Raw genomic sequence first — 26,440 nt, forward strand, 5'->3', positions numbered from 1 at the left:
TCTTGGCGTGACGGGCAGGGCGCTGCAAGTTGTCGTTTAGCGACACGGCGCGGGTTTTGGGGTTGGGCACCCGCACGCTTTGGTGCATGATGCAAGGTAGCCAACAGACCGAGATGACTCATGCTGGACGAGCTACTTCGCCGGGTAAGCAATCACACCCCCCACACGCTGGAAACCGACGGGCGTTTCCCCGAGGCCGCGGTGCTGGTGCCGATTACCCGCAGTGACGAACCTGAGTTGATCCTGACCCTGCGCGCGAGCGGCCTCTCGACCCATGGTGGCGAAGTGGCCTTCCCTGGCGGGCGCCGCGACCCCGAAGACCCGGACCTGATCTTTACCGCGCTGCGCGAAGCCGAAGAAGAAATCGGCCTGCCGCCCGGACTGGTCGAAGTGATCGGCCCGCTGAGCCCGTTGATCTCCCTGCATGGCATTCGGGTTACGCCGTATGTCGGCGTCATCCCCGATTACGTCGAATACCTGGCCAACGATGCCGAAATCGCCGCTGTTTTCAGCGTGCCCTTGGACTTCTTCCGACAGGACCCACGGGAACATACCCACCGGATCGATTACCAGGGCCGCAGTTGGTATGTGCCCAGCTATCGGTTCGGCGAATACAAGATCTGGGGGCTTACGGCAATCATGATCGTCGAGTTGATCAATCTGCTCTATGACGACGCCAAGATCAGCCTGCACCAGCCACCCAAGAGCTTCATCAATACCTAAGCCATCACTTGAATGGCAACGCCGTGAGGAAAAACCATGAAATACCGCCTGGGCGACGCGCGCGTCGAGACTCATCCGCAGAGCTGGGTGGCACCGAATGCCACGCTGGTGGGCAAGGTCAAGCTGGAGGAGGGCGCCAACGTCTGGTTCAACGCGGTGTTGCGCGGCGACAATGAACTGATCTTGATCGGCAAGAACAGCAACGTGCAAGACGGCAGCGTGATGCACACCGACATGGGTTACCCGCTGACCCTGGGCACCGGCGTGACCATTGGCCACAACGCCATGCTGCATGGCTGCACGGTGGATGATTACAGCCTGATCGGTATCAACGCGGTGATCCTCAACGGCGCCAAGATCGGCAAGCACTGCATCATTGGCGCCAACTCGCTGATTGGCGAAGGCAAGGAAATTCCGGATGGTTCGCTGGTGATGGGCTCGCCGGGCAAGGTGGTGCGCGAGTTGACCGACGCACAGAAACGCATGCTTGAAGCCAGCGCCGCGCACTATGTGCATAACTCGCAGCGTTATGCGCGTGACTTGGTTGAGCAGGAAGAATGAACCCGACTGAGCGCCCCGTCGCCTCGCCGTGCGTGAGCATTTGCGCATTGGATGACGATGATATTTGTACGGGCTGCCAGCGCACGGTGGATGAGATCACGCGTTGGAGCCGCATGGATAACGCCGAGCGCCGGGTGGTGTTGGGGTTGTGTCATGAGCGGGCGGTGGCGAGTGGGATGGTGTTTATGGTTTCCGGAAAATCTGGCGGCTGAACCACCGCTATCGCAGGCAAGCCAGCTCCCACATTGTTCGACGCCAGCCAAGACAATTCGGACAATTGTGGGAGCCGGGCTTGCCCGCGATAGGGCCCTCCCAGACGACATATTTCCAAATGTGAAGTACCCTGTGCCCCTTGTTCACAGGTCCATCCCCCATGCTCTTCCTGATCGCCTACATCAGCAGCGTCGTGCTGATCAATTTCGCCTTCTCCACTGCCCCGCACCTGGACGTTATCTGGTCCGCCTGGGGTGGCCTGGTATTCATCCTGCGCGACATGGTGCAAACCCGCTTCGGCCACGGTGCAATCATCGCCATGCTGGCTGCACTGGTGTTGTCGTATGTCACGTCCGACCCAGCCATCGCCCTGGCCAGCGCCACGGCGTTTGCGGTGTCCGAGTGCATTGACTGGCTGGTGTTCAGCATCACTAAACGCCCGCTGCATGACCGCCTGTGGATAAGTTCGGCCCTGAGCATTCCCCTCGACACCTTTATCTTCTTCGGCCTGATCGGCGCGCTCACCCCGGCTGTGGCGGGCACTGCGTTGGTGTCTAAGTTCGCCGGGGTCACGGTGGTGTGGTTGATCATGGCGTGGCGCATCCGCAAGCGCGCCGTCGTCAACTGAGGCCAATTGCTGCAGTTCATGTAAAATGCCGGCCTTTCTCCCAATGATCCGCTCCCCTGAGGACCTGAGATGACCCGAATCGGAACTCCATTGTCGCCAACCGCGACCCGCGTTTTGCTGTGTGGCTGCGGTGAACTGGGCAAGGAAGTGGTAATCGAACTGCAACGCCTGGGCGTCGAAGTGATTGCCGTGGATCGTTACGCCAACGCGCCAGCCATGCAGGTGGCGCACCGTAGCCACGTGATCAACATGCTCGACGGCGCTGCGTTGCGTGCGGTGATCGAGGCCGAGAAGCCGCACTTCATCGTGCCGGAAATCGAAGCCATCGCCACCGCGACCCTGGTAGAACTGGAAGCCGAAGGCTTCACCGTGATCCCGACCGCGCGCGCCACCTCGTTGACCATGAACCGTGAAGGCATCCGTCGCCTGGCCGCCGAAGAGCTGGACCTGCCGACCTCGCCGTACCACTTTGCCGATACCTTCGAAGACTACAGCAAGGCCGTGCAGGACCTGGGCTTCCCCTGCGTGGTCAAGCCGGTGATGAGTTCGTCGGGCAAGGGCCAGAGCCTGCTGCGCAGCGCTGATGACGTGCAGAAAGCCTGGGACTACGCCCAGGAAGGTGGTCGTGCCGGTAAAGGCCGCGTGATCATCGAAGGCTTTATCGACTTCGACTACGAAATCACTCTGCTGACCGTGCGTCACGTCGGCGGTACCACCTTCTGCGCGCCAGTCGGTCACCGTCAGGAGAAGGGCGACTACCAGGAATCCTGGCAGCCGCAGGCCATGAGCCCGATTGCCCTGGCCGAGTCCGAGCGCGTTGCCAAAGCGGTGACCGAGGCCTTGGGGGGCCGTGGCCTGTTTGGCGTAGAGCTGTTCATCAAGGGTGATCAGGTGTGGTTCAGCGAAGTGTCGCCGCGCCCGCATGACACTGGCCTGGTGACCTTGATTTCCCAGGACCTGTCGCAGTTCGCCTTGCACGCTCGCGCCATCCTGGGCCTGCCGATCCCGTTGATCCGTCAGTTCGGGCCTTCGGCCTCGGCGGTGATCCTGGTAGAAGGCCAGTCGACCCAGACTGCGTTCGCCAACCTCGGTGCTGCGCTGAGCGAGCCGGACACGGCGTTGCGTCTGTTTGGCAAGCCAGAGGTGAACGGTCAGCGTCGGATGGGTGTGGCGTTGGCGCGGGATGAGTCGATTGAAGCGGCTCGGGCGAAGGCTACCCGTGCTTCGAAGGCTGTTGTTGTAGAGCTGTAATCGCGTCGCGTCTATCGCCGGCAAGCCAGCTCCTACAATTTGAATGGTGAATACCCTCAAATGTAGGAGCCGGCTTGCCGGCGATAGCGGTCTATCAGGCGACCTTGTTCAAATCATTATCCCGCGTCTCTTTCAGGCACAGCACAGCAATCAAGCTGAGCAATGCTGCCGCCGACACATACCCGCCGACATAACTCAGGCCGCCCATCGCCACCAGCTTGGTCGCGAAGAACGGTGCGGCCGATGCGCCGACAATCCCGCCCAGGTTATACGCTGCCGAAGCACCGGTATAACGCACGCGGGTCGGGAACAGTTCCGGCAGCATGGCGCCCATCGGCGCGAAGGTCACGCCCATCAGGAACAGCTCCAAGGCCAGGAACAGCGCTACGGCCCAAGTCGAACCGTGAGTCAACAGCGGCTCCATGGTGAAGCCCGACAGGATCGCCAGGATCGCGCCGACGATCAGCACCGGCTTGCGCCCGTAGCGATCACTGGCCAGCGCCGCCAATGGCGTCGCCAGCCCCATGAACAGTACTGCAAAGCACAGCAGGCCGAGGAAGGTCTCGCGGCTGTAGCCCAGGGTTGAAACGCCATAACTCAGGGAAAACGCGGTGGTGATATAAAACAGCGCGTAACACACCACCATCGACGCAGCGCCGAGCAGTACCGGCAGCCAATGCTGGCTGAACAATTCCACCAGTGGCACCTTGACCGGCGCTTCTTTGGCGACGGCGTTGGCGAACACTGGCGTTTCGTGCAGCTTCAGTCGCGCGTACAGGCCAACCATCACCAGCGCAGCGCTGAGGATGAACGGGATGCGCCAGCCCCAACTGCGGAACTGCTCGTCGTTCAGGCTCATGGCCAGGATCAGGAACAAGCCGTTGGCGGCCAGGAAGCCGATCGACGGGCCGAGTTGCGGGAACATGCCGAACCAGGCGCGTTTGCCCTTGGGCGCATTCTCGGTCGCCAGCAGTGCCGCGCCGCCCCATTCGCCGCCAAGGCCCAGGCCCTGGCCGAAACGCAGCACACACAACAGGATCGGTGCCCAGGCCCCGATGCTGTCATAGCCGGGCAGCAAGCCAATCAGCGTGGTGCACACGCCCATCAGCAACAGCGAGGCCACCAGCGTCGATTTGCGCCCGATGCGATCACCGAAGTGGCCGAACAGCGCCGAGCCCATTGGGCGGGCGATGAACGCGATACCGAAGGTCAGGAACGACGCCAGCATCTGCGCGGTGCCGGAGGTCTGCGGGAAGAACACCGGGCCGATCACCAGCGCAGCGGCCGTGGCGTAGATATAGAAGTCGTAGAACTCGATGGCGGTGCCGACAATGCTCGCCGTGGCGACGCGTGCAGTCGAGTTGGTCGGGGCGGCGGTCGCGGCCTCGTTGTAGGTGGTGCTCATGGCGGTATCCCTGACGGTCATTGCGCGTTTGGACGCGGATTATTATTGGTCGAGCACCCATGGATCAGGGGTGTGCGCGGGGCGGCTCGGGATGGGAGCGAACACCGGTCAGACACGGTAAAGCGGTGCCTGGACGCGCTGAGTGCGGGTAGCACGCGGTCGGGCGGGGCTTTGGTAAGCCGCTGGGATTATAGGAAGGGGTTTGAACATACAACAAGGGGGCTGGTGAGGATCTAAGGTTTGGAACTGGGTCTGTGTGGGAGCTGGCTTGTCGAGTCGTCGCACCGCTGCGATGCAGGCACCTCGGTCATTCAGTGAAACCGAGGCGATTTTATCGCAGGCAAGCCAGCTCCCACATGAACCGAGTTGATTCAGGCGGCGACGGGCATTCGGCTGGTGTGCCAGATCAGTACCTTGCTCACCCGGTTGTCCTCGGTCTCAAGGATTTCCAGGCGGTAGCGGCCGATTTTCAGGCACACCGCGCAGTCCGGGATGGTCTCCAGGGCTTCGGTGACCAGGCCGTTGAGGGTCTTGGGGCCATCGCTGGGCAAGTGCCAGCTCAAGCTCTTGTTCAGTTCGCGGATCGAGGCGGCGCCATCAATGATGTAGCGGCCATCGGGCTGGGCCTCGATATGCGGGTTGTCGGCACTCTGTTCGCTTTCGAACTCACCGACGATTTCTTCGAGAATATCTTCCAGCGTCACAATGCCGAGCACTTCGCCATACTCGTCCACCACCATGCCCAGGCGCCGCTGTTGCTTGTGGAAGTTCAGCAGTTGCAGTTGCAGGGGCGTGCTTTCCGGGACGAAGTAAGGTTCGTGGCAGGCGGCGAGCAACGCTTCCTTGGTCAGGCTGGCGTCGGGCAGCAGGTGCTGGATCTGCCGGGTGTTGAGCACGGCCTGCACTTGGTTGATATCACTGTGGAACACCGGCAGGCGCGTACGCTGGGAGGTGCGCAGTTGCTCGATGATGTCCTCGACCGAGTCATCCAGGTTGATGCCGTCCACTTCGCTGCGTGGCACCAGGATGTCATTGACGGTGATGTTGTCCAGCGCGTGGATGCCAGGCATGCCTGGGGTGCGGCCTTCGTCTGTCTCGGGTTCCGGCTCGTCGTCGTGGCCGGGCAGCGGCTCGTCGCTCTTTTTCACTGCGCCGGCCTTGCGCACAAAGGGGCGCAACAGCAACAGGCTGATGCCATTGAGCAGCCAGGCCAGCGGGTAGAGGATTTTCAGCGGCACGCCCAACAGCGTATTGCCAAAGCCCAGCACGGCCTGCGGATGGCGGACGGCGAGGGCGCGGGGCAGGTAATCGGCCAGAACCAACAGGATCGCGCAGGAGATCATCCAACCCAGCCAGGGCCCGTTCTGCGCCCAGGCATAGATGGCCAGCAGCGTGCAGAGGATCACCACGGCGGCGCGACACAGGCTGTTGCACAGGATCAGGCTGTTACGCGGGAAGCTCAGGCGGGCGGCCGCCTTGTCGCCCTGGCGTGTGCCGGGGCGCAGGGCCAGCAGGTGTTGTTGCGCGGCTTCGATGGCGGTGAACAGTGCGGCCCATAGGACCAGCAGGGCGATTACCGCGAGCATCGGCTCCAGTGGCAGGTTGTCCATGATCGCTGCCCGTCAGATATGCAGGATGTATTCGCGGACCAGCTTGCTGCCGAAATAGGCCAGCATCAGCAGGCAGAAACCGGCCAGGGTCCAGCGGATCGCCTTGTGCCCGCGCCAGCCGAGGCGGTTGCGGCCCCACAACAAGACGCTGAACACCACCCAGGCCAGGCACGCCAGCAGGGTCTTGTGCACCAGGTGCTGGGCGAACAGGTTTTCGACGAACAGCCAGCCGGAGATCAGCGACAGCGAGAGCAGCGTCCAGCCGGCCCACAGGAAGCCGAACAGCAGGCTCTCCATGGTTTGCAGCGGCGGGAAGTTCTTGATCAGCCCGGACGGATGCTTGTGCTTTAGCTGGTGGTCCTGCAGCAGCAGGAGCAGGGCCTGGAACACCGCGATGGTGAACATGCCGTAGGCCAGGATCGACAGCAGGATGTGCGCGAGGATGCCGGGCTCTTCATCAATCACCTGCACCGTGCCGGTGGGGGCGAATTGCGCCAGTAGCACCGTCAGCACGCCCAGCGGGAACAACAGTACCAGCAGGTTCTCGACGGGAATCCGGTAGCAGGCCATCAGGGTCAGTGCGATAACGGCGGCAGCAATCAGGCTGGCGGCGCTGAAAAAATCCAGGCCCAGGCCGACGGGCGTCATCAAATGGGTAAACAGGCTGGCAGCATGGGCCAGCAGGGCGAGGACGCCAAGGCCTACCAGCAGGCGTTTGTCCGCCTTGGCGCCTTGGGCCAGACGAGTGCCCTGGTAGAGAGTCGCAGCGGCATACAAGATGGCGGCGGCGAGGCTGGGTAGCAAACTGGGTGACAAAGGGAGCATAAATCCTGTTAAGCAGGCCCGAAAGGCGCTGAGTTTGGCATACCCCCGCGTAACACGAAAGACTCTCAAGCCAGACAGCGGGTGTGCATGGCGGCAGTCTTCGCTATAATCCGCGACCTGCCCACGCCGCAGGCTCGCCGAGCGCTGTTTTTAATAGCGATTTACCACAGCCTGGGCCGCCATTACCTCGGTCTATGAATAGGGCCTGAAAGGATCGCGCATGTTTGAAAATCTGACTGACCGTCTCTCGCAGACGCTGCGCCACGTAACCGGCAAGGCCAAGCTGACCGAGGACAATATTAAAGACACCTTGCGTGAAGTGCGCATGGCGTTGCTGGAAGCCGACGTGGCCTTGCCGGTGGTGAAGGACTTCGTCAACTCGGTCAAAGAGCGCGCGGTAGGCACCGAAGTGTCTCGCAGCCTCACGCCGGGCCAGGCCTTTGTGAAGATCGTCCAGGCCGAGCTCGAAAGCCTGATGGGCGCGGCCAACGAAGACCTGAACCTCAGCGCCGTGCCACCGGCCGTCGTGCTGATGGCCGGTCTGCAGGGTGCGGGTAAGACCACCACTGCCGGCAAGCTGGCGCGCTTCCTTAAAGAGCGCAAGAAGAAGTCGGTGATGGTGGTGTCGGCCGACGTGTACCGTCCGGCGGCCATCAAGCAGCTGGAAATGCTCGCGGGCGAAGTGGGCGTGACCTTCTTCCCGTCCGACCTGAGCCAGAAGCCGGTCGACATCGCCAACGCCGCTATTAAAGAAGCCAAGCTAAAGTTCATCGACGTGGTCATCGTCGATACCGCCGGTCGCCTGCACATCGACGAAGAGATGATGGGCGAGATCAAGGCGCTGCATGCCGCGATCAACCCGGTCGAGACGCTGTTCGTGGTCGACGCCATGACCGGCCAGGATGCGGCCAATACTGCCAAGGCCTTTGGTGACGCACTGCCGCTGACCGGCGTGATCCTGACCAAGGTCGACGGTGACGCCCGTGGCGGTGCCGCGCTGTCGGTGCGTGCCATCACCGGCAAGCCGATCAAGTTCATCGGTATGGGCGAGAAGAGCGAAGCGCTCGAGCCGTTCCACCCTGAGCGTATCGCCTCGCGCATCCTCGGCATGGGTGACGTGCTCAGCCTGATCGAACAGGCCGAAGCCACGCTCGACAAGGACAAGGCCGACAAGCTGGCCAAGAAGCTGAAGAAGGGCAAGGGCTTCGATCTCGAAGACTTCCGCGACCAGCTGCAACAAATGAAGAACATGGGCGGCCTCGGCGGCCTGATGGACAAGCTGCCGAACATCGGCGGTGTGAACCTGGCGCAAATGGGCAATGCCCAGGGCGCGGCAGAGAAGCAGTTCAAGCAGATGGAAGCCATCATCAACTCCATGACCCCGGCCGAGCGCCGCGACCCTGAGCTGATCAGCGGTTCGCGCAAGCGTCGGATCGCCATGGGTTCCGGCACCCAGGTGCAGGACATCGGTCGCTTGATCAAGCAGCACAAGCAGATGCAGAAGATGATGAAGAAATTCTCCGCCAAGGGCGGAATGGCCAAGATGATGCGCGGCATGGGCGGCATGTTGCCCGGCGGCGGCATGCCGAAAATGTAAAGTATTCGAGCGGGAGCCCAGCTCCTGCTCCGACCCACAGGGATGTGGGATCTCCAGCAAACCCGCCATTGGCGGGCGCTGACTCGCCGTTTTAACCGACGGCTCTATAGCAGATCTGAATGGCACGCTGATAGGCGCCAGAAAAAGACATTTGCAAAAGTCCGGATATTCCTTAGAATATGCGGCCTTTCGGGCACCTATGCCCGCTGTGCATTTAGATTTGCAGCACCGACTACAGGAACGATGTTCACATGCTAACAATCCGTCTTGCCCTTGGCGGCTCCAAAAAGCGCCCGTTTTACCACTTGACCGTAACCGACAGCCGCAACCCGCGCGACGGTTCGCACAAGGAACAGGTTGGTTTCTTCAACCCTGTTGCTCGTGGTCAAGAAGTTCGTCTGTCCGTGAACCAAGAGCGCGTAGCCTACTGGCTGAGCGTGGGTGCACAGCCATCCGAGCGCGTAGCAAAACTGTTGAAGGACTCGGCTAAGGCCGCAGCCTGAGCAATATGAACGCGACGCCAGCTGTTGCTGATGATTTGATCGTTATCGGCAAGATTTACTCTGTTCATGGCGTTCGCGGCGAAGTGAAGGTGTATTCCTTTACTGATCCGACTGAAAACCTGTTGCAGTACAAGACCTGGACGCTCAAGCGCGAAGGTAGTGTTAAACAGGTCGAGCTGGTCAGTGGACGCGGGAGCGATAAGTTCCTGGTCGCAAAGCTCAAGGGTCTTGATGACCGTGAAGAAGCTCGTCTTCTGGCCGGTTATGAGATCTGCGTGCCGCGCAACCTGTTCCCTGAATTGACCGACGGCGAGTACTACTGGTACCAGCTGGAAGGTCTGAAGGTTATTGATCAACTCGGGCAACTGTTCGGGAAAATCGATCATCTTCTGGAAACCGGCGCCAATGATGTAATGGTGGTCAAGCCTTGCGCTGGCAGCCTGGATGATCGCGAACGCCTGTTGCCCTATACCGAGCAATGCGTGTTGGCCGTCGACCTGGCAGCGGGCGAGATGAAGGTGGAATGGGACGCGGACTTCTAAGCGTGGCTAATTTGCGCATTGAAGTGATCAGTTTGTTTCCCGAGATGTTTTCCGCCATCAGCGAGTACGGCATCACCAGTCGGGCGGTGAAACAGGGGCTGTTGCAGCTCACCTGTTGGAACCCGCGAGACTACACGACGGATCGACATCACACTGTAGACGATCGCCCATTTGGCGGTGGTCCGGGCATGGTGATGAAGATCAAGCCCCTGGAAGACGCGTTGGTTCAGGCCAAGGCCGCCGCCGGGGAGAAGGCGAAGGTAATTTACCTGTCCCCTCAAGGCCGTCAGCTGAAACAGGCTGGGGTCCGCGAACTGGCGAATGAGGAAGCACTGATCCTGATTGCCGGTCGCTATGAAGGCATTGACGAGCGTTTTATTGAAGCTCATGTCGATGAAGAGTGGTCGATTGGGGACTATGTCCTGTCTGGCGGCGAGCTGCCGGCGATGGTCCTGATAGATGCGGTTACACGACTGCTGCCTGGAGCTTTAGGGCATGCGGACTCCGCGGAGGAAGATTCCTTCACGGATGGTTTGCTGGATTGCCCGCACTACACCCGACCGGAGGTGTATGCGGATCAGCGTGTTCCCGACGTATTGCTAAGTGGCAATCACGCACACATCCGGCGTTGGCGTTTACAGCAGTCCCTTGGTCGGACCTATGAACGACGCGCCGATCTTCTGGAAAGCCGCTCGCTTTCTGGAGAAGAGAAGAAGCTGCTCGAGGAATACATCCTCGCGCGGGACGATAGTTAACAACGTATCGATGGTAGGTCCATTGACTTACCTTAGGAGCACAGCATGACTAACAAAATCATCCTTGCACTCGAAGCAGAGCAGATGACCAAAGAGATCCCTACCTTTGCCCCGGGCGACACCATTGTCGTTCAGGTGAAAGTGAAGGAAGGCGACCGTTCGCGTCTGCAAGCGTTCGAAGGCGTGGTAATCGCCAAGCGTAACCGTGGTGTGAACAGTGCTTTCACTGTTCGTAAAATCTCCAACGGTGTTGGCGTAGAGCGTACTTTCCAGACCTACAGCCCGCAAATCGACAGCATGGCCGTCAAGCGTCGCGGTGACGTACGTAAAGCCAAGCTGTACTACCTGCGTGACCTGTCCGGTAAAGCAGCTCGCATCAAGGAAAAACTGGCTTAAGTCCAGCTTCCCGATGCAGAAAAAAGCAGCCTACGGGCTGCTTTTTTGTGCCTGAAATTTGTCCATTTGCCGGTATTTGTCCATTACCACCCGCCTTGAAGAAATCCAGCGCCGCACTGACCTGTCCGTGACCCACGTGACCAAGGCCGTGTTCCCGCCGACTACCAACCACCACAACACCCTGTTCGGTGGCACCGCCTTGGCGTGGATGGATGAAGTGTCGTTCATTACCGCCACGCGCTTTTGCCGCTTGCCGCTGGTGACGGTGTCTACCGACCGTATCGACTTCAACCACGCGATCCCGGCGGGCTCCATCGTCGAGTTGATCGGCCGTGTGATCAAGGTTGGTAACACCAGTCTCAAGGTCGAGGTGGAAGTGTTCGTCGAGAGCATGAGCGCCGATGGCCGCGAAAAAGCAATCCAGGGCGTGTTCAGCTTTGTGGCCATTGATGCGGACAAACGCCCAGTGCCGGTGTTACCTGGCTTTGCCGACTGAGCTGGGACCGAGTTGCGGCCTTCGCAGGCAAGCCAGCTCCCACATTTGATCGGTGTCGGGCACATCTCAGCGCCCGACACAAAACCCCTGTGGGAGCTGGCTTGAACTGCGATAGGATCTAACAGACATTACAGAAATCCGCCTGAGCCTCCATGCCTGCCATTGACCACCCCTTGATTGACCGCTTCCTCGACGCACTGTGGCTGGAAAAAGGCCTGTCAGACAACACGCGCCAGGCCTACCGCAGCGACCTGGCGCTGTTCAACGGCTGGCTGCAGGAAAAAAACCTCGAATTGATCAACGCCGGCCGCGAGCTGATCCTCGATCACCTGGCCTGGCGCCTGGAACAGAACTACAAGCCACGCTCCACCGCGCGATTCCTCTCCGGTGTGCGTGGGTTTTATCGCTATCTGCTGCGGGAAAAGCTGATCGCCCTCGATCCCACCCTGCAAGTCGACATGCCACAACTCGGCAGGCCATTGCCCAAATCCCTGTCGGAAGCCGATGTGGAGGCCTTGCTCGCCGCGCCGGATTTAAGTGAGGCCATCGGCCAGCGCGACCGTGCCATGCTGGAGGTGTTGTATGCCTGCGGCCTGCGGGTGACCGAATTGATTAGCCTCACCCTGGAGCAAGTCAACCTGCGTCAGGGCGTGCTGCGGGTGATGGGCAAGGGCAGCAAGGAGCGGCTGGTACCGATGGGCGAGGAGGCGATTGTGTGGGTCGAGCGCTATATGCGAGACGCCCGCAGCGAGCTGCTCGGCGGGCGCCCCAGCGATGTGCTGTTCCCGAGCCTGCGTGGCGAGCAGATGACCCGGCAGACCTTCTGGCACCGCATCAAGCATCAGGCCAAGGTCGCTGGAATCGGCAAGGCCTTGTCGCCCCACACGTTGCGCCATGCGTTCGCCACGCATTTGCTCAACCACGGGGCGGATTTGCGTGTGGTGCAAATGCTGCTTGGGCACAGCGACTTATCCACTACCCAGATCTACACCCACGTGGCGCGTGCACGCTTGCAGGATATGCACGCCAAGCATCACCCGCGAGGCTGAAAAACATCCTGTAAAAGGCCAATTTATCCCGTCACGGGCTGCCCTGCGGCCCAACTGTGGTAGGCTTTGCCGGTTAGCAAAGGGGACGGCCCATGCCCGAGTTTCCACATCGGTGCTACTGCTCCCGTCCCTGCATCTGCCTTCAGGAGTTCCCATGCGCTTGACCCAGATTATTGCCGCCGCAGCCATTGCGTTGGTTTCCACCTTTGCGTTTGCCGATGACGCTGCCGAGCAGACCATCCGCAAGAGCCTGGCCAACCTGCAACTCGATACCCCGATCGAAAGCATCAGCGCCAGCCCGATGGCCGGCCTGTATGAAGTCAAGCTCAAGGGCAGCCGCGTGCTGTACGCCAGTGCCGACGGCCAGTACATCGTCCAGGGTTACCTGTTCCAGTTGAAGGACGGCAAGCCGGTCAACCTCACCGAGAAAGCCGAGCGCCTGGGCGTGTCCAAGCTGATCAATGGCATTCCGGTAGCAGAAACCGTGGTTTACCCGGCCATCGGCGAGACCAAGACCCACATCACCGTGTTCACCGACACCACCTGCCCGTATTGCCACAAGCTGCACGCCGAAGTGCCGGCGCTGAACAAGCTGGGTGTGGAAGTGCGCTACGTTGCGTTCCCGCGCCAGGGCCTGGGTTCGCCGGGTGACGAGCAGCTGCAAGCGGTGTGGTGCTCGGCCGACAAGAAGGCAGCCATGGACAAGATGGTCGACGGCAAGGAAATCAAGGCGGCCAAATGCGCCAACCCGGTTTCCAAGCAGTTCGCCCTGGGCCAGTCCATCGGCGTGAACGGTACACCGGCCATCGTTTTGGCTGACGGCCAAGTGATTCCGGGCTACCAGCCGGCACCACAAGTTGCCAAACTGGCGCTCAGTGCCAAATAAATCAGTATCGTCGAAACGTCGACGATCAAGGCTCGCTGACACGTCGGCGGGTCGTTAATTGCAAGCCGCAGTCGTGCGGCTGTTTTCCACGGCCGACCTAGCGTCGGCCGTTTCATGGGGAGTTCTTCAGTGAAACCGGTCAAAGTAGGCATCTGTGGGTTAGGGACCGTCGGTGGCGGCACCTTTAACGTACTTCAGCGTAACGCTGAGGAAATTTCCCGCCGTGCAGGTCGCGGGATTGAAGTGGCGCAAATTGCCACGCGTTCGCCAAAGCCTCAGTTCGAAACGACCGGTATTGCGATTACCAACGATGTCTTCGCCGTTGCCACCAACCCTGAAATCGATATCGTCATCGAGCTGGTCGGCGGCTACACCGTGGCCCGTGAGCTGGTGCTCAAGGCCATCGAGAACGGCAAGCACGTGGTGACCGCCAACAAGGCGCTGATCGCCGTGCACGGCAACGAGATCTTCGCCAAGGCGCGTGAGAAGGGCGTGATCGTCGCGTTCGAAGCCGCCGTGGCCGGTGGCATCCCGGTGATCAAGGCGATCCGTGAAGGCCTGTCCGCCAACCGCATCAACTGGGTGGCCGGCATCATCAACGGCACCGGTAACTTCATCCTTACCGAAATGCGCGAAAAGGGCCGCACCTTCGAAGACGTGCTGGCCGAAGCCCAGGCCCTGGGTTACGCCGAAGCCGACCCGACTTTCGACGTGGAAGGTATCGACGCCGCTCACAAGCTGACCATCCTGGCGTCCATCGCCTTTGGTATCCCGCTGCAGTTCGACAAGGCCTACACCGAAGGCATCACCAAGCTGACCACCGCCGACGTGAACTACGCCGAAGCCCTGGGCTACCGCATCAAGCACCTGGGCGTGGCGCGTAGCACACCTGCGGGCATCGAGCTGCGTGTGCACCCGACGCTGATCCCGGCCGACCGCCTGATCGCCAACGTCAATGGCGTGATGAACGCCGTGATGGTCAACGGTGATGCGGCGGGTTCGACCCTGTTCTACGGCGCCGGCGCCGGCATGGAACCGACCGCTTCGTCGGTGATCGCCGACCTGGTGGACGTGGTCCGCGCCATGACCAGCGACCCGGAAAACCGTGTGCCGCACCTGGCCTTCCAGCCGGATTCGTTGTCGGCCCATCCGATCCTGCCGATTGAAGCCTGCGAAAGCGCCTACTACCTGCGCATCCAGGCCCAGGATCATCCCGGCGTATTGGCCCAGGTCGCCAGCATCCTGTCGGAGCGCGGCATCAATATCGAGTCGATCATGCAGAAGGAAGTCGAGGAGCAAAACGGCCAGGTGCCGATGATCCTGCTGACTCATCGCGTGCTCGAACAGCACATCAACGATGCCATCGCCGCCCTGGAAGCCCTGCAAGGCGTGGTCGGCCCGGTGGTGCGGATTCGCGTCGAACACCTGAACTAATGGTTTTGCGGCAAGGGCCCCGCAGGTTCGGCGGCCCTTGTCCAAGAATGCTCTAGAGGAGCCAGTCATGCGTTATATCAGCACCCGCGGCCAGGCACCGGCCCTGAATTTCGAAGACGTCCTGCTGGCAGGCCTTGCCACCGACGGCGGCCTGTACGTGCCGGAAAACCTGCCACGGTTCACCCAGGAAGAAATCGCTTCGTGGGCCGGCCTGCCGTACCACGAGCTGGCGTTCCGGGTGATGCGCCCGTTCGTCACCGGCAGCATTCCGGATGCGGACTTCAAAAAGATCCTGGAAGAGACCTACGGCGTATTTTCCCACAACGCCATTGCACCTCTGCGCCAGTTGAACGGCAACGAATGGGTCCTGGAGCTGTTCCACGGCCCGACCCTGGCGTTCAAGGATTTCGCCCTGCAACTGCTGGGTCGCCTGCTGGATTATGTGCTGGAGAAACGCGGAGAGCGCGTGGTGATCATCGGCGCCACCTCCGGTGATACCGGTTCGGCCGCCATCGAAGGCTGCAAGCACTGCGAAAATGTCGACATCTTCATCCTGCACCCGCACAAGCGCGTGTCGGAAGTGCAACGCCGGCAGATGACCACCATTTTCGGCGAGAACATCCACAACATTGCCATCGAGGGCAACTTCGATGACTGCCAGGAAATGGTCAAGAACAGCTTCGCCGACCAGAGCTTCCTGAAGGGTACACGCCTGGTGGCAGTGAACTCGATCAACTGGGCGCGGATCATGGCCCAGATCGTCTACTACTTCCATGCCTCGCTGCAGCTGGGCGGCCCGGCGCGCTCGGTGTCGTTCTCGGTGCCGACCGGCAACTTCGGCGACATTTTCGCCGGTTACCTGGCGCGCAACATGGGCCTGCCGATCAACCAGTTGATCGTCGCCACCAACCGCAACGACATCCTGCACCGCTTCATGAGCGGCAACCAGTACGTCAAGGAAACCCTGCACGCGACCCTGTCGCCGTCAATGGACATCATGGTCTCGTCGAACTTCGAACGCCTGCTGTTCGACATGCACGGTCGCAACGGCGCGGCCATTGCCGGCTTGATGGATACCTTCAAGAGCGGTGGCGGTTTCAGCGTTGATGAAGAGCGCTGGACCGAAACCCGCAAGCTGTTCGACTCCCTGGCCGTGGACGATGCACAGACCTGCGAAACCATTGCTGAAGTCTATGCCCAGACCGGCGAGCTGCTCGACCCGCACACCGCTATCGGTGTGAAGGCCGCCCGCGAATGCCGCCGCAGCCTGGACATTCCGATGGTGATCCTCGGCACCGCCCACCCGGTTAAATTCCCGGAAGCGGTAGAGAAGGCTGGTGTTGGCAAGGCGCTGGAGCTGCCGGTGCACTTGGCAGACCTGTTCGAGCGTGAAGAGCGTTGCACCGTGTTGGCCAATGACCTGAAGGCTGTGCAGGCGTTTGTGAGCCAGCATGGCAACCGGGGTAAGCCGCTGTAAGGCACACCGCGTAGACAAAAACGCCGCTTTCCCTTCCTTGGGTCAGCGGCGTTTTTTGTTCTGGCAGGCCCGCTTGGTGTAAGCGGCTACGCGAGTAGTTTCTGCGCGATGGCTAGCACGGTGCTGAACGCCGTAAACATGGCCATGACGACCCCCAAGGGATACCAGAAATTCTCACGAGTTATCTTGTGTGTCTCGGCAGTGAGTTTGCGTTGCTCCGCGTAGATGCGAGATATGTCGGCGTGAATCTTCTCTAACGCAGCTCGCTCTTTATCGTGTTCCAGCATCGTTTTTTTCCTTCGCAATAAGGGCCTTTTGACTTGCGCTCCTGCCTGCAAGGCGAAGTGATCAGCGCCCACCGAGTATAGGATTCACCCTGGGCCTCAGCGCCCGGAAACCCTGAAAACAGCGACCCATTGCGTAAGCACTTATGTGCGGCCGTTTTTTCGTTGTCATGTTGCAAGCGCATGCTGGTCCACGTCACTCCCTGACGGCCCCATAAAGACGAAAAAGCGAACTTTCCTACGTAACAACCAGTCACTTAGGATAGATGCAGCTCCCGTTGAAACGATTGTTCCCGAACTATTGAGTGGTGATCGAGATGGAAAGTATCAGCCTATTGCTCGAAGAAGCACTGAGCCCTTATCAGGTTACGCTGACCACCTCCGGTGTGCAGGACGAGTGCCTGGTGACGGTGAAGAATCCTGCCGGTGCTATCGTGGTCGAACGTGAAGTCGATCGCGCGCAATTGATGGACAAGCGCGTACTGGTAGATGTGGTGGATTGCCTGCTGCGCGATATCAAGATTGCCGAAGGGCGCTTGGAACCCTCGGTCATTGCGGCCTTGCGTAACGCGGCCCAGACGCGCAGCCCCGCTGCCGCATGAAGAATTGTTTAAGTGTGGAAACTTCCTACAGCGTGGCCGGTCAGATTTCGTAACAGCAAGAGCAAACATTGTGCTCCGGTGTTTGTGGCTTGCTGTACTGGTCTTTGTTGGCCACGTTTAACCCCGAAGTGTCTCCCCACGCCTCGGGGTTTCTTTTTGCCTGCAATTTGTCACGGCGCTGGTGAGTCCTGGAAAAACTGCGGGTTGTCGCGCAGGTACTGTTCGCGCATGACCGGGTCCAGCCACTTGGCATAGGACTGCTGCACGTCTTCCAGAGGGATGTCACGCAGCACTTGGTCGATTCGTTCGATGGCACGGCGCCCCTGGGGCGTATCCGAGCAGGCGATATGCGTACGTTGGTAGGACGCTGTGCCTTTGATCGGGTAAAAATGCAGGTCGTCGGCAGCGATTCCTTGTTGCAGCGAGTGGTAGCGAATTTCCGGCGAGTAACCCAGCACCGCTTCCAGCCGTCCCAGGCGCTGCATTTGTAACAAGCTGCCCAGCGCATCATTGCCGTAATGGAGCGCCAGCTTGTGCGCGTCGGCGTGTTTAAGTTGCTCATCGATAACCGGGCCGTAGCTGCGTTCTGCGGTGGCGCCTACGCGTGCTCCAGGGGTGTCGAGAAACGCCTGCAGGTCGAATTGGCTATCCACGATAAAGGGCGCCATGGCTTCCTGCTGGCTGCGCCGGATCGTGACGCCATTACTGGGAACGGCAAACGCCTGGCGAGAAAACACTACGTACGTGGCCCGTTCCGGCGTCCACAGCAGCGAGGGGTCGCAAGTGAACGAGGATTCACGCAGCATTTGTGTGCCCCGTGCGCGATTGACGTGAAGCACCTGGTGCCGATATTCCGGCAGGCGTTCGATCAGCCTCGGCAATAATTCGTCCAACGCCCCCTGGCCTTTGCGTGGGCCTTCGAAAATAGTCAGGGGCGGCAGGTCACGCAACAGCCAGATCAGCGTGTCTGCGGCGCTGGCGGCCAGGGGCCAGCCGCAGGCGAGCAGGGCGCCGAGGCCTAGCTGAACGAGCCGACGCGCCATCAGATCGCGCCTTCCTCGCGCAAACGCACAATGGCGGCCGCGTCGTAGCCCAGCCCGCCGAGCACCACGCTGTTATGTTCGCCCAACTGCGGCCCCACCCATTCGCAGCTGCCCGGCGTGTCCGACAGCTTGGGCACGATGCCGGGCATCTTGAAGTCCTTGCCACCGGGCAGCTTGGCCTCGAGGAACATTTCCCTGGCGAGGAATTGCGGGTCGCCGAGCATGTCCTCGGCACTGTAGATCCGGCTGGCAGGCACCTCGGCCTTATTCAGCAGGTCGACCACCTGGTCCAGCGGCAGCGAGTTCACCCAGCGATCAATCACCCCATACAGCTCATCACGGCGGCTATCGCGGCCGTCATTGCTGGCAAGTACAGGGTCATTGGCCAGGTCTTCACGGCCAATGGCGCACATGAAGCGCTTGAAGATCGCATCGCCGTTGGCGCCAATCTGTACATGCTTGCCGTCGGCGCTGGTGTGGATCGAGGACGGCGTAATACCGGGCATGATGTTGCCGGTGCGTTCGCGAATGAAGCCAAACACATCGAACTCCGGAATCATGCTTTCCATCATGGCGAAGATGGCTTCGTACAGCGCCACATCCACCACCTGGCCCAGGCCGCCGTTAACCTCTCGATGACGCAGCGCCATCAGCGCGCCGATCACCGCCCACAACGCGGCAATTGAATCGCCGATGGAAATGCCGGTACGCACCGGCGGGCGGTCTTCGAAACCGGTGATGTAGCGCAGGCCGCCCATGGACTCACCCACCGCACCGAACCCTGGCTGGTCTTTCATTGGCCCGGTCTGGCCAAAGCCGGAGAGGCGCACCATCACCAGCTTGGGGTTGAGGGCGTGCAGGGTTTCCCAGCTCAGGCCGAGCTTTTCCAGCACGCCAGGGCGGAAGTTCTCAATCAGGATGTCGGCGTCCGCCAGCAGTTGTTTGAGGATGGCCAGGCCGTCCGGGTGCTTGAGGTTCAATGTCAGCGACTGCTTGTTGCGCGCCTGCACAAACCACCACAGCGACGTGCCCTCGTACAGCTTGCGCCATTTGCGCAGCGGGTCGCCGCCGTCGGGTGATTCGACCTTGATCACCTCGGCGCCGAATTCCGCGCAGATGCGGGAGGCGAATGGGCCGGCGATCAGGGTGCCGAGTTCGATGACTTTCAGGCCGGCAAGCGGTTTGGCATTAAACGACATGGGGATCCTTGTCTGCGCGCAGCGGTAGTGTGATGCCTTTTAACATAGGCGAGCGGCCCAGGGATAAGGATGATGCAGCGCAGGATTCGTTGAATGACCTCGCCATCGGTTAGACTGGCCGCCTTTCCCTGTCTCTAGAAGTCCGTTCATGGCCCAGCCGTCCACGACCTACAAATTCGAACTCAACCTCACCGACCTCGATCGCTCGGTGTACGAGAGCGTCAAACAGACCATCGCCCGCCACCCTTCGGAAACCGAAGAGCGCATGACCGTGCGTCTGTTGGCGTACGCCCTCTGGTACAACGAGCAGTTGGCGTTCGGCCGTGGCCTGTCAGATGTAGACGAGCCAGCCCTGTGGGAAAAAAGCCTGGATGATCGGGTTTTGCACTGGATCGAAGTCGGCCAGCCCGACGCCGACCGCCTCACCTGGTGCTCGCGCCGCACCGAACGCACCAGCCTGCTGGCCTATGGCAGCCTGCGCGTGTGGGAAGGCAAGGTAGTGCCGGTGGCGAATAACCTGAAAAACGTGCACATCGCCGCCGTGCCCCAGGAAGTCCTCGAGACCCTGGCCAAGGACATGCCTCGTGTTATCAAGTGGGACGTGATGATCAGCGAAGGCACGATCTTCGTCACCGATGATCGCGGCCAGCATGAAGTCCAACTGCAATGGCTGGTCGGCGAACGCGGCTAAACCTGTAGGGGCCGGCTTGTTGTGGTGAGCAAGCTTGCTTGCGCTGGGGTGCGAAGCGCCCCCCAAAAAGCGAGAGGCTGCTACGCAGCCCACGGGAGCAAGCTCCCTCGCCACAACAAGCCAGCTCCCACATTTGATCTGCGTTGCCCTTAGCATTGCTAACTAACTGTCGAATAGAAGAGAAGCTCCCGTCACCCCATGCGTATCGATCCTCGCCCGTTGCCCGCTGTCCTGCCGTTTCTCGGTGAATTGCCACCGCTGTTGACCCGTCTCTACGCCGCGCGCGGGGTGCAGTCCGAGGCCGAGCTGGATAAAAGCCTGGCGCGGTTGATTCCCTATCAGCAGCTCAAGGGCATCGACGCGGCGGTGGACTTGCTGGTGACCGCGTTGGAGCAGCGCCAGCGCATCCTCATCGTCGGCGACTTCGACGCCGACGGCGCCACTGCCAGCACCGTGGGCACCTTGGGCTTGCGCCTGCTCGGTGCGGCGCATGTCGACTACCTGGTGCCCAACCGCTTCGAATACGGCTATGGCCTGACTCCGGAGATCGTCGCCGTTGCGCTGCAGCGCGAGCCTCAACTGCTGATTACCGTGGACAACGGCATCTCCAGCGTCGAAGGCGTGGCGGCGGCGAAAGCGGCGGGGCTGCAAGTGCTGGTGACCGACCACCACTTGCCCGGCGATGAGTTGCCGGCAGCGGACGCCATCGTCAACCCGAACCAGCCCGGCTGTGAGTTCCCGAGCAAGGCCCTGGCGGGTGTCGGCGTGATCTTCTACGTGCTGATGGCCCTGCGCGCGCGCCTGCGCAGCTTGGGCTGGTACGAAAGCAAGCCACAACCCAACATCGGCGAGTTGCTCGACCTGGTTGCCCTGGGCAGCGTCGCCGACGTGGTGCCCCTGGACGCCAACAATCGCATCCTCGTGCACCAGGGCTTGGAGCGTATCCGCGCCGGTCGTGCGCGGCCAGGGATCAAGGCGATCCTGGAAGTGGCCAAGCGCGACGCGGCACGCATCACTTCCACTGACCTGGGCTTTATCCTCGGCCCGCGCCTGAATGCCGCCGGGCGCCTGGATGACATGAGCCTGGGGATCGAATGCCTGCTGACCACCGACGTTGCCGCTGCCCGTGAAATGGCTGCGCAACTGGATGGCATGAACCAGGACCGTAAATCCATCGAGCAAGGCATGCAGCGCGAGGCCCTGGCCCAGCTCAAGGACCTGCCGGTGGAGTCGATGCCCTATGGCTTGTGCCTGTTCGACCCGGAATGGCACCAAGGTGTGATCGGCATTCTGGCGTCGCGCATGAAGGAGCGGTATTTCCGACCGACCATCGCCTTTGCCGATGCCGGTGATGGCCTGTTGAAGGGCTCAGGGCGCTCTGTGCAGGGTTTTCATATCCGTGACGCCCTGGCGGTGGTCGCGAGCCAGCATCCCAACCTGATCGCCAAATACGGCGGCCACGCCATGGCGGCTGGCCTGACACTGCGCGAGGAAAACTTCCCACTGTTTGCCGAAGCGTTTGACGCTGAAGTGCGCCGGCAACTGCGCGAAGAAGACCTCACCGGGCGCCTGCTGTCCGACGGCACCCTGGCGGTGGAAGAGTTTCATCTGGAGCTGGCCCGCGCATTGCGGCACGCCGGGCCGTGGGGTCAGCACTTTCCCGAGCCGGTCTTTCACGGTGTATTCCAGTTAGTAGAGCAGCGCGTGGTGGGTGAGCGGCACCTGAAGGTGGTGCTCAAGACTGAATGCGGGTCAGTGAAACTCGATGGCATTGCCTTTGGAGTGGACCGTGAGGTCTGGCCGAACCCAACCGTGCGTTGGGTGGAGTTGGCGTACAAGCTGGATGTGAACGAGTTTCGTGGGAATGAGACTGTGCAGTTGATGATTGCGCATATCGAACCGCGCTGAATCTAAACAACACTGCACATATAAATGTGGGAGGGGGTAAGCCCCCTCCCACATTCTAAGCCATGTAATAGCTGGAGTTACTCGGCTTTATCCCTGGCCTGGTGCTTCACGATGATATCCACCAACCGTTTGGCCAGCGCCGGGTAGTTCTCGTCGAAGTGATGCCCGCCTGGTAGCTTCAACGCCTCACCCACGGCTGTCTTGTCGGTGCAGCCGCTCTCGTCGACTTCTTCCGCGCCGTAGATGCACACCACTTTCTCAGGGGGCAGCTTGGCCATTTCCGGGCCGGTGGCGGCTTCTTTGCCGGCGTTGCCCAGCCAACCTTCCACTTCAATCTCGAAGCTGCCCGTACGGGCGAAGGCCAGCAGGATGATTGCATCCACACGCTGCTGCTCGTTTTCCGGCAGGCGGTTGTAAATGGCCGGCAATACATCGGCGCCGAACGAGTAACCGGTCAGCACGAAGCGCTTGGTGCCCCACTTCTGACGGTAGTGCTGCATCAGTTCGGTGAGGTCCTTGGCGCTTTGTTCCGGGGTCTTGTGCTGCCAGTAGTAGCGCAGGGTGTCGATACCGACCACCGGGTAGCCGATCTTGGCCATTTCACCCGCCACGTCGCGGTCCAGGTCACGCCAACCGCCGTCACCGGAGAGGAACAGGGTGACGGTGTCCTTGGCTTGGCCCGCCGGTACTTCAACCACCGGAATCGCCAGGCCGCCATTGTCCGAACCCACCAGTTGCTTGCGCAACTCGTTGTTCAGCACTTGCGGGTAGTGAATGTCGTAGTCGCTGATGCTGGTGGTGGCACGCGGTGTGTCGCGTACGAAACTGGCGGCATCGTCGTCAGGGTTGTCGTTCCAGGCCACCAGCCAGTTGCCGTGGGCGGCCGTTTTCGGCAGCGGGTCCTTGCAACCTTCCTGGGTCATGGCGAAACCGACGGAGATGGCGTTGGCCTTGTCGTCGGTCTGTGCCGCCAGCCAGCGCCAGGCCAGGCTTGCGCCAGGGCCGATGCCGCTGACCAGGGTGGCCGGGCCCTTGAGCTGGCCCAGGGCGCTTTGCAGCGCCTGTTCCTGCAGCTGGCAGTCGTCCTTGGGCAGGATCACTTGGACAAGCTGCGCCTTGCCGCCCTGGCTCAAGGCAATCAGTTGGCTGTCGGTCAGGGTTGCATCGGCCAGCACGGCCACGGCGACACGGGCTTTAGGCGTGCCGTAGGGCGTTACACGGGTCATGACCGAGCCGTCGGCCTGGGGCAGTTGCTCCAGGGTCGGCTGCGGGGCAGGGCGGTTCCAGTACCAATAGCCGCCACCCAGGATCAGGGCGAGCAGCACTACAAAGGCCAACACATACCGCCAGGAGCGTCGAATCATCAGCGTTTCACCAATCCAGTCAAGCCGCCCGCGATCAGGGCGGCGGTATCGGCCAGTGCCACCAGCGGATCAAGTCCTGCGGGCACGGCCATGTAACGGGGTTCCCAGTCAGGCTGGAACTTGTCTTTGAAGCGGCGCAAACCTTGGAAGTTATACAGTTGCTCTCCACGCCGGAACACCATCGAGCCCAGGCGTTGGGTCAGCGGGGCGCCGCGTCGTGGTTGCAGGCCCGACAACGGCACCATGCCGAGGCTGAAGCGGGCGTAGCCGTGACTCTTATAGTGTTGAATCAGGCCGACCATCATGAATTCCATGGTCAGCTTGGGCGCGTCCGGGTGGGCGCGCATCAGGTCGAGACTGGCCAGGTCGTGGTTGTAGGTCTCGAGCAGGTTGGCGAAGGCCACCGGGCGCCCTTCGAAGCGAATGATCGCAATACGAAAGTGCTTGAGGTAGTCGTCGCTGAAACGTCCCAGGGAAAAGCCTTTTTCCCGTACGTTTTTGCCGGTCAGCCAGGCATCGGAGATCACCTTGAGTTCGTCCATCGGCGCCGTGCCCGGTTCAAAGATCTCCAGGGACAGGCCGTCCCGCGAGCCGCGGTTCCAGGTGTAGCGCAGGTCCTTCATCTCTTTGCCCTTGGCTTCCAGGTCAAAGCGTTTGAGGTCGACGCGGGCTTCTTCGCCCAGCTTGATCGCGGTGAGGCCGATGTCCATGTAATACGGCAGGTTCTCCGCGCGGACCTGGTAGAACACCGGGCGCGCATGGTGGATGTCGCACAGGTCGCGGAACTGCCAGATCATCTCCGCCCGTGGTTGGGTCGGGCCAATCGGGTCATACAAGGCCACCAGGCTACGCCCGCGACGGGCGTACATCAGGAAGGCTTCATCGTTGGGGTGGAACAGCAGCGCTTTATCGCCGGTGAGCGCCAGGCCACCGTCGGGCTGGGACGAGGCCATCAGGATCTTGCTGGCGCGCTCCAGTTCGTCCGGGGTCGGCAGGTGGATCACCGGGCGCGCGGTGCGCAGCAGCCAGGTCAGGGACACGATCACCAGCAGCACGGCGGCGCCCAGCAGCGAGCGCAGGCCGCGCGGAGCGTTGGCATCCAAGGTGAACTGCCACCACAGTTGGTGGCTGTAGGGCACGTCTTGATAAGCGAACAGCAGCAGCCAGATCGAAGCCCCGAGCACGCAGACACTGGCCACCAGGTACAGCGGCGAGAAGGGCAGTTCGGTGAGGCGGCTGGCGCGGTAGAACGAGCGTCGGAAGATCGCCAGCAGGATGGCGGTCATGGTCATCAGGCTGGCTTCTTCCCAGTCGAAGCCTTTGAGCAGCGAGAGCAGGGCGCCCACCAGCAGCAGCACCATGGTCAGCATCCAGGCGGCCGACAGGCGTCGGCGCAGGCCCTGGGCCAGCAACAGGCAAAGCACGCCGATCAGGCTCGCGCCAAAGTGCGAGGCGTCAATCAGGCGGTGGGGAATCAGGAAGCCGATGTTTTCCAGGCGTGAGTCGATTTCGGGCGTGGCGCCAGAAAACAGCAGGACCACGCCAGACAAAAAAACCAGGACGGCCAGTACTGGCGCTGCCAGCCCCGAGGCGACCCGCAGGCTTTGCTGGGTCTGGAACAGGCGCTGGGCCTCGTTGACCAGCAGGAACACACAGGCGATCAGCAGCGGCAGTACCACATAGATCATGCGGTACAGCAACAGGGCAGCGGCCAACGGCGCGGCACCGAGTTTATCGGCGAAGGCCGCCAGCAGAATCGCTTCGAACACGCCGACGCCACCGGGTACGTGGCTGAGCACGCCGGCAGCCAAGGCCAGCAGGTACACGAGCAGGAAGGGGCCGAACGGCGGCGCTTCCGGCAGCAGCATATAGAGGACAGTGGCGGCAGCGGCCACGTCCAGCGCGGTAATGATCAGTTGCAGGAAGGTCAGACGGCGACCCGGCAGGCGCAGAGTGCGACGACCGGCTTTTACCAGCAGGTTATCCGGGTAGGGTTGTTCCGGCAGGCGTCGGCGATAAATGCCGATGCACAGCACCGCCGACAACAGCAGCACGGCGCCGGCAATGCCGCCCAGCAGGCCTTGCGACAGATGCAGGTAGGTGGACGCCGCCGGCAAGTTACTCAATGTGGCCAGTGCCGCCAGTGGTGGCAGGGCAGTGCCGAGGGCCAGGCTGGCAAACACGGTCATGTGGGCGACTTCCGAAGCCCCGATGCCATGGCGTGCGTATAGACGGTAGCGAACCGAACCGCCCGAGAGCATCGACAAGCCAATCGCATTGCCGATGGCGAACGCCGTAAAGCCACCGAGGGCCAGGGTCTTGGCGGGCAGATTGACCCCCGCGTAGCGTGCGCCGGAAAATTCATAGCCCAATAGAATGACAAAACCGGCGACGGCGGCGGCAAAGGCGCCGAGCAGCGCGGGCTTGGGCACTTCCAGGATCGAATCGTGGAGGGCGTAGAGGTCCAGTTCCAGCAGCAAGTGGCGGCAGGCGATCAGAGCGATGGCAAACAGCAGCAACGTGACGGCCAGCCCGATGGGTTGCCGATACTTGCTCACCAGATCCAGCCAACGTAAACGAGTGGGTGTGATCGGTTGTTCTGCTGTGACAGTGTCTTGTGGTTCAGACGAGTTGGCGCGCATCAATCACCTCGTGGATTGTGCGCGACAGGATGGAGGTATCCAGCCAAGTTACCAATCCCTATGGACAAAATAATTACAAATATTAACGCGTATCACCGGGTGCGGCGACAGCGGCCATTGGTCGTAGAGGGTAGCGATTGAGCATTGAGCATAGCTTGCAAAGAGATGGACTCAACAAACCGTGTAGGGTTTCATGAAAGATGCCATGCCATTGTTTCAGAAGAACTTTTTCACCGGATACAAAAAAGGCCACTCTTTCGAGTAGCCTTTTTTGATGTTTGGTTGCGGGAGCCGGATTTGAACCGACGACCTTCGGGTTATGAGCCCGACGAGCTACCAGACTGCTCCATCCCGCG

General features: G+C 61.0%; 26 protein-coding genes and 1 tRNA gene. 18 read left to right on the forward strand and 9 right to left on the reverse strand.

What is annotated here, in order from left to right:
* Nucleotides 1–120 precede the first annotated feature (120 nt).
* From AC0IYN_RS16195 to purT, 5 genes are all read left to right on the forward strand, one after another.
* Nucleotides 121–723, forward strand: a complete 603-nt coding sequence (locus AC0IYN_RS16195) for a CoA pyrophosphatase (protein ID WP_071489281.1) — start codon at nucleotides 121–123, stop codon at nucleotides 721–723.
* Between the two features lie 36 nt (nucleotides 724–759).
* Entirely contained in the window at nucleotides 760–1,284 is a 525-nt protein-coding gene (locus tag AC0IYN_RS16200; protein ID WP_010207972.1) for a gamma carbonic anhydrase family protein, read from the forward strand.
* Entirely contained in the window at nucleotides 1,281–1,496 is a 216-nt protein-coding gene (locus AC0IYN_RS16205) for a DUF1289 domain-containing protein (RefSeq protein ID WP_406598657.1), read from the forward strand. Before AC0IYN_RS16200 ends, AC0IYN_RS16205 begins: the two co-directional genes overlap by 4 nt.
* Nucleotides 1,497–1,657: 161 nt before the next feature.
* Nucleotides 1,658–2,125 carry a VUT family protein gene (locus tag AC0IYN_RS16210; protein WP_010207975.1) on the forward strand — a complete coding sequence of 156 codons (468 nt, stop codon included), beginning with the start codon at nucleotides 1,658–1,660 and terminating at the stop codon, nucleotides 2,123–2,125.
* A gap of 69 nt (nucleotides 2,126–2,194) precedes the next feature.
* Nucleotides 2,195–3,376, forward strand: coding sequence for a formate-dependent phosphoribosylglycinamide formyltransferase (gene purT, locus AC0IYN_RS16215; protein ID WP_122489091.1), 1,182 nt, complete (start codon nucleotides 2,195–2,197; stop codon nucleotides 3,374–3,376).
* Between the two features lie 94 nt (nucleotides 3,377–3,470).
* Here purT and AC0IYN_RS16220 read toward each other — a convergent pair whose 3' ends face one another.
* From AC0IYN_RS16220 to AC0IYN_RS16230, 3 genes are all read right to left on the reverse strand, one after another.
* The gene (locus AC0IYN_RS16220) at nucleotides 3,471–4,781 is read right to left on the reverse strand and encodes an MFS transporter (protein WP_471842325.1); all 1,311 of its coding nucleotides are present in this window, start codon (nucleotides 4,779–4,781) and stop codon (nucleotides 3,471–3,473) included.
* A gap of 371 nt (nucleotides 4,782–5,152) precedes the next feature.
* Entirely contained in the window at nucleotides 5,153–6,391 is a 1,239-nt protein-coding gene (locus tag AC0IYN_RS16225) for a transporter associated domain-containing protein (protein WP_406598655.1), read from the reverse strand.
* A gap of 12 nt (nucleotides 6,392–6,403) precedes the next feature.
* Nucleotides 6,404–7,216: a cytochrome C assembly family protein gene (locus AC0IYN_RS16230; RefSeq protein WP_078050073.1), complete on the reverse strand. Its 813-nt coding sequence runs from the start codon at nucleotides 7,214–7,216 to the stop codon at nucleotides 6,404–6,406.
* 220 nt (nucleotides 7,217–7,436) lie between these two features.
* Here AC0IYN_RS16230 and ffh point away from each other — a divergent pair, with 220 nt between their 5' ends.
* From ffh to thrC, 10 genes are all read left to right on the forward strand, one after another.
* The gene (ffh, locus tag AC0IYN_RS16235) at nucleotides 7,437–8,813 is read left to right on the forward strand and encodes a signal recognition particle protein (RefSeq protein WP_003193965.1); all 1,377 of its coding nucleotides are present in this window, start codon (nucleotides 7,437–7,439) and stop codon (nucleotides 8,811–8,813) included.
* Nucleotides 8,814–9,064: 251 nt separating this feature from the next.
* Nucleotides 9,065–9,316 (forward strand): 30S ribosomal protein S16, encoded by a 252-nt coding sequence (gene rpsP / locus AC0IYN_RS16240; RefSeq protein ID WP_003175899.1) that lies wholly within the window; start codon nucleotides 9,065–9,067, stop codon nucleotides 9,314–9,316.
* A gap of 5 nt (nucleotides 9,317–9,321) precedes the next feature.
* Complete coding sequence (gene rimM, locus AC0IYN_RS16245; protein WP_053135622.1) at nucleotides 9,322–9,858, forward strand: ribosome maturation factor RimM; 537 nt, start codon at nucleotides 9,322–9,324, stop codon at nucleotides 9,856–9,858.
* On the forward strand, nucleotides 9,840–10,613 hold the full coding sequence (gene trmD / locus AC0IYN_RS16250; protein WP_016977714.1) for a tRNA (guanosine(37)-N1)-methyltransferase TrmD: 774 nt from the start codon (nucleotides 9,840–9,842) through the stop codon (nucleotides 10,611–10,613). The genes rimM and trmD overlap by 19 nt, the downstream gene beginning before the upstream one ends.
* A 45-nt stretch (nucleotides 10,614–10,658) precedes the next feature.
* A complete protein-coding gene (gene rplS / locus AC0IYN_RS16255) occupies nucleotides 10,659–11,009 on the forward strand; it encodes a 50S ribosomal protein L19 (protein WP_003175895.1) in 351 nt (116 codons plus the stop codon).
* A gap of 82 nt (nucleotides 11,010–11,091) precedes the next feature.
* On the forward strand, nucleotides 11,092–11,505 hold the full coding sequence (locus AC0IYN_RS16260) for an acyl-CoA thioesterase (RefSeq protein ID WP_016977715.1): 414 nt from the start codon (nucleotides 11,092–11,094) through the stop codon (nucleotides 11,503–11,505).
* Nucleotides 11,506–11,657: 152 nt separating this feature from the next.
* Nucleotides 11,658–12,554 (forward strand): site-specific tyrosine recombinase XerD, encoded by an 897-nt coding sequence (xerD, locus tag AC0IYN_RS16265; protein WP_058423323.1) that lies wholly within the window; start codon nucleotides 11,658–11,660, stop codon nucleotides 12,552–12,554.
* Nucleotides 12,555–12,708: 154 nt separating this feature from the next.
* Nucleotides 12,709–13,440, forward strand: a complete 732-nt coding sequence (locus AC0IYN_RS16270; RefSeq protein WP_010207987.1) for a thioredoxin fold domain-containing protein — start codon at nucleotides 12,709–12,711, stop codon at nucleotides 13,438–13,440.
* Nucleotides 13,441–13,569: 129 nt separating this feature from the next.
* Nucleotides 13,570–14,874: a homoserine dehydrogenase gene (locus AC0IYN_RS16275; protein ID WP_010207988.1), complete on the forward strand. Its 1,305-nt coding sequence runs from the start codon at nucleotides 13,570–13,572 to the stop codon at nucleotides 14,872–14,874.
* A gap of 67 nt (nucleotides 14,875–14,941) precedes the next feature.
* Entirely contained in the window at nucleotides 14,942–16,351 is a 1,410-nt protein-coding gene (thrC, locus tag AC0IYN_RS16280; RefSeq protein ID WP_099494250.1) for a threonine synthase, read from the forward strand.
* Nucleotides 16,352–16,437: 86 nt separating this feature from the next.
* Here thrC and AC0IYN_RS16285 read toward each other — a convergent pair whose 3' ends face one another.
* Nucleotides 16,438–16,638: a hypothetical protein gene (locus AC0IYN_RS16285; protein WP_406598652.1), complete on the reverse strand. Its 201-nt coding sequence runs from the start codon at nucleotides 16,636–16,638 to the stop codon at nucleotides 16,438–16,440.
* 314 nt (nucleotides 16,639–16,952) lie between these two features.
* On the opposite strand from AC0IYN_RS16285, the gene AC0IYN_RS16290 reads away from it, so the two are divergent.
* A complete protein-coding gene (locus tag AC0IYN_RS16290; protein WP_406598651.1) occupies nucleotides 16,953–17,237 on the forward strand; it encodes a DUF3509 domain-containing protein in 285 nt (94 codons plus the stop codon).
* A 170-nt stretch (nucleotides 17,238–17,407) separates the two neighbouring features.
* Here the strand turns inward: AC0IYN_RS16290 and AC0IYN_RS16295 are convergent, their stop codons facing one another.
* Complete coding sequence (locus AC0IYN_RS16295) at nucleotides 17,408–18,280, reverse strand: TIGR02285 family protein (RefSeq protein ID WP_406598650.1); 873 nt, start codon at nucleotides 18,278–18,280, stop codon at nucleotides 17,408–17,410.
* Nucleotides 18,280–19,479 carry a CaiB/BaiF CoA transferase family protein gene (locus AC0IYN_RS16300; protein WP_406598649.1) on the reverse strand — a complete coding sequence of 400 codons (1,200 nt, stop codon included), beginning with the start codon at nucleotides 19,477–19,479 and terminating at the stop codon, nucleotides 18,280–18,282. Before AC0IYN_RS16300 ends, AC0IYN_RS16295 begins: the two co-directional genes overlap by 1 nt.
* A 148-nt stretch (nucleotides 19,480–19,627) precedes the next feature.
* Between AC0IYN_RS16300 and AC0IYN_RS16305 the strand changes: the two genes are divergently transcribed.
* Together AC0IYN_RS16305 and recJ are read left to right on the forward strand one after the other, a co-directional pair.
* The gene (locus AC0IYN_RS16305) at nucleotides 19,628–20,170 is read left to right on the forward strand and encodes a YaeQ family protein (RefSeq protein ID WP_003193952.1); all 543 of its coding nucleotides are present in this window, start codon (nucleotides 19,628–19,630) and stop codon (nucleotides 20,168–20,170) included.
* Between the two features lie 198 nt (nucleotides 20,171–20,368).
* Complete coding sequence (gene recJ / locus AC0IYN_RS16310) at nucleotides 20,369–22,078, forward strand: single-stranded-DNA-specific exonuclease RecJ (RefSeq protein WP_406598648.1); 1,710 nt, start codon at nucleotides 20,369–20,371, stop codon at nucleotides 22,076–22,078.
* Between the two features lie 77 nt (nucleotides 22,079–22,155).
* Here the strand turns inward: recJ and AC0IYN_RS16315 are convergent, their stop codons facing one another.
* The 3 genes from AC0IYN_RS16315 to AC0IYN_RS16325 all read right to left on the reverse strand — a co-directional run bounded on the left by AC0IYN_RS16315 (nucleotide 22,156) and on the right by AC0IYN_RS16325 (nucleotide 26,440).
* Complete coding sequence (locus AC0IYN_RS16315; protein WP_471842326.1) at nucleotides 22,156–23,442, reverse strand: virulence factor family protein; 1,287 nt, start codon at nucleotides 23,440–23,442, stop codon at nucleotides 22,156–22,158.
* Complete coding sequence (mprF, locus tag AC0IYN_RS16320) at nucleotides 23,442–26,084, reverse strand: bifunctional lysylphosphatidylglycerol flippase/synthetase MprF (protein ID WP_078050065.1); 2,643 nt, start codon at nucleotides 26,082–26,084, stop codon at nucleotides 23,442–23,444. Before mprF ends, AC0IYN_RS16315 begins: the two co-directional genes overlap by 1 nt.
* Before the next feature lie 279 nt (nucleotides 26,085–26,363).
* Nucleotides 26,364–26,440, reverse strand: a tRNA-Met gene (locus AC0IYN_RS16325).

The sequence above is a fragment of the Pseudomonas sp. AC112 genome (assembly GCF_979253545.1).

Bases quoted from the DNA above. Each gene is read 5' to 3' on its own strand.
- thrC (WP_099494250.1), top strand. From the start codon at position 14,942: ATGCGTTATATCAGCACCCGCGGCCAGGCACCGGCCCTGAATTTCGAA.
- AC0IYN_RS16230 (WP_078050073.1), bottom strand. From the start codon at position 7,216: ATGCTCCCTTTGTCACCCAGTTTGCTACCCAGCCTCGCCGCCGCCATC.
- rpsP (WP_003175899.1), top strand. From the start codon at position 9,065: ATGCTAACAATCCGTCTTGCCCTTGGCGGCTCCAAAAAGCGCCCGTTT.
- AC0IYN_RS16195 (WP_071489281.1), top strand. From the start codon at position 121: ATGCTGGACGAGCTACTTCGCCGGGTAAGCAATCACACCCCCCACACG.
- AC0IYN_RS16300 (WP_406598649.1), bottom strand. From the start codon at position 19,479: ATGTCGTTTAATGCCAAACCGCTTGCCGGCCTGAAAGTCATCGAACTC.
- AC0IYN_RS16220 (WP_471842325.1), bottom strand. From the start codon at position 4,781: ATGAGCACCACCTACAACGAGGCCGCGACCGCCGCCCCGACCAACTCG.
- AC0IYN_RS16200 (WP_010207972.1), top strand. From the start codon at position 760: ATGAAATACCGCCTGGGCGACGCGCGCGTCGAGACTCATCCGCAGAGC.
- AC0IYN_RS16285 (WP_406598652.1), bottom strand. From the start codon at position 16,638: ATGCTGGAACACGATAAAGAGCGAGCTGCGTTAGAGAAGATTCACGCC.
- AC0IYN_RS16295 (WP_406598650.1), bottom strand. From the start codon at position 18,280: ATGGCGCGTCGGCTCGTTCAGCTAGGCCTCGGCGCCCTGCTCGCCTGC.
- AC0IYN_RS16315 (WP_471842326.1), bottom strand. From the start codon at position 23,442: ATGATTCGACGCTCCTGGCGGTATGTGTTGGCCTTTGTAGTGCTGCTC.
- rimM (WP_053135622.1), top strand. From the start codon at position 9,322: ATGAACGCGACGCCAGCTGTTGCTGATGATTTGATCGTTATCGGCAAG.
- xerD (WP_058423323.1), top strand. From the start codon at position 11,658: ATGCCTGCCATTGACCACCCCTTGATTGACCGCTTCCTCGACGCACTG.
- ffh (WP_003193965.1), top strand. From the start codon at position 7,437: ATGTTTGAAAATCTGACTGACCGTCTCTCGCAGACGCTGCGCCACGTA.
- AC0IYN_RS16210 (WP_010207975.1), top strand. From the start codon at position 1,658: ATGCTCTTCCTGATCGCCTACATCAGCAGCGTCGTGCTGATCAATTTC.
- recJ (WP_406598648.1), top strand. From the start codon at position 20,369: ATGCGTATCGATCCTCGCCCGTTGCCCGCTGTCCTGCCGTTTCTCGGT.
- AC0IYN_RS16205 (WP_406598657.1), top strand. From the start codon at position 1,281: ATGAACCCGACTGAGCGCCCCGTCGCCTCGCCGTGCGTGAGCATTTGC.
- trmD (WP_016977714.1), top strand. From the start codon at position 9,840: ATGGGACGCGGACTTCTAAGCGTGGCTAATTTGCGCATTGAAGTGATC.
- AC0IYN_RS16225 (WP_406598655.1), bottom strand. From the start codon at position 6,391: ATGGACAACCTGCCACTGGAGCCGATGCTCGCGGTAATCGCCCTGCTG.
- AC0IYN_RS16270 (WP_010207987.1), top strand. From the start codon at position 12,709: ATGCGCTTGACCCAGATTATTGCCGCCGCAGCCATTGCGTTGGTTTCC.
- AC0IYN_RS16305 (WP_003193952.1), top strand. From the start codon at position 19,628: ATGGCCCAGCCGTCCACGACCTACAAATTCGAACTCAACCTCACCGAC.
- purT (WP_122489091.1), top strand. From the start codon at position 2,195: ATGACCCGAATCGGAACTCCATTGTCGCCAACCGCGACCCGCGTTTTG.
- rplS (WP_003175895.1), top strand. From the start codon at position 10,659: ATGACTAACAAAATCATCCTTGCACTCGAAGCAGAGCAGATGACCAAA.
- mprF (WP_078050065.1), bottom strand. From the start codon at position 26,084: ATGCGCGCCAACTCGTCTGAACCACAAGACACTGTCACAGCAGAACAA.
- AC0IYN_RS16290 (WP_406598651.1), top strand. From the start codon at position 16,953: ATGGAAAGTATCAGCCTATTGCTCGAAGAAGCACTGAGCCCTTATCAG.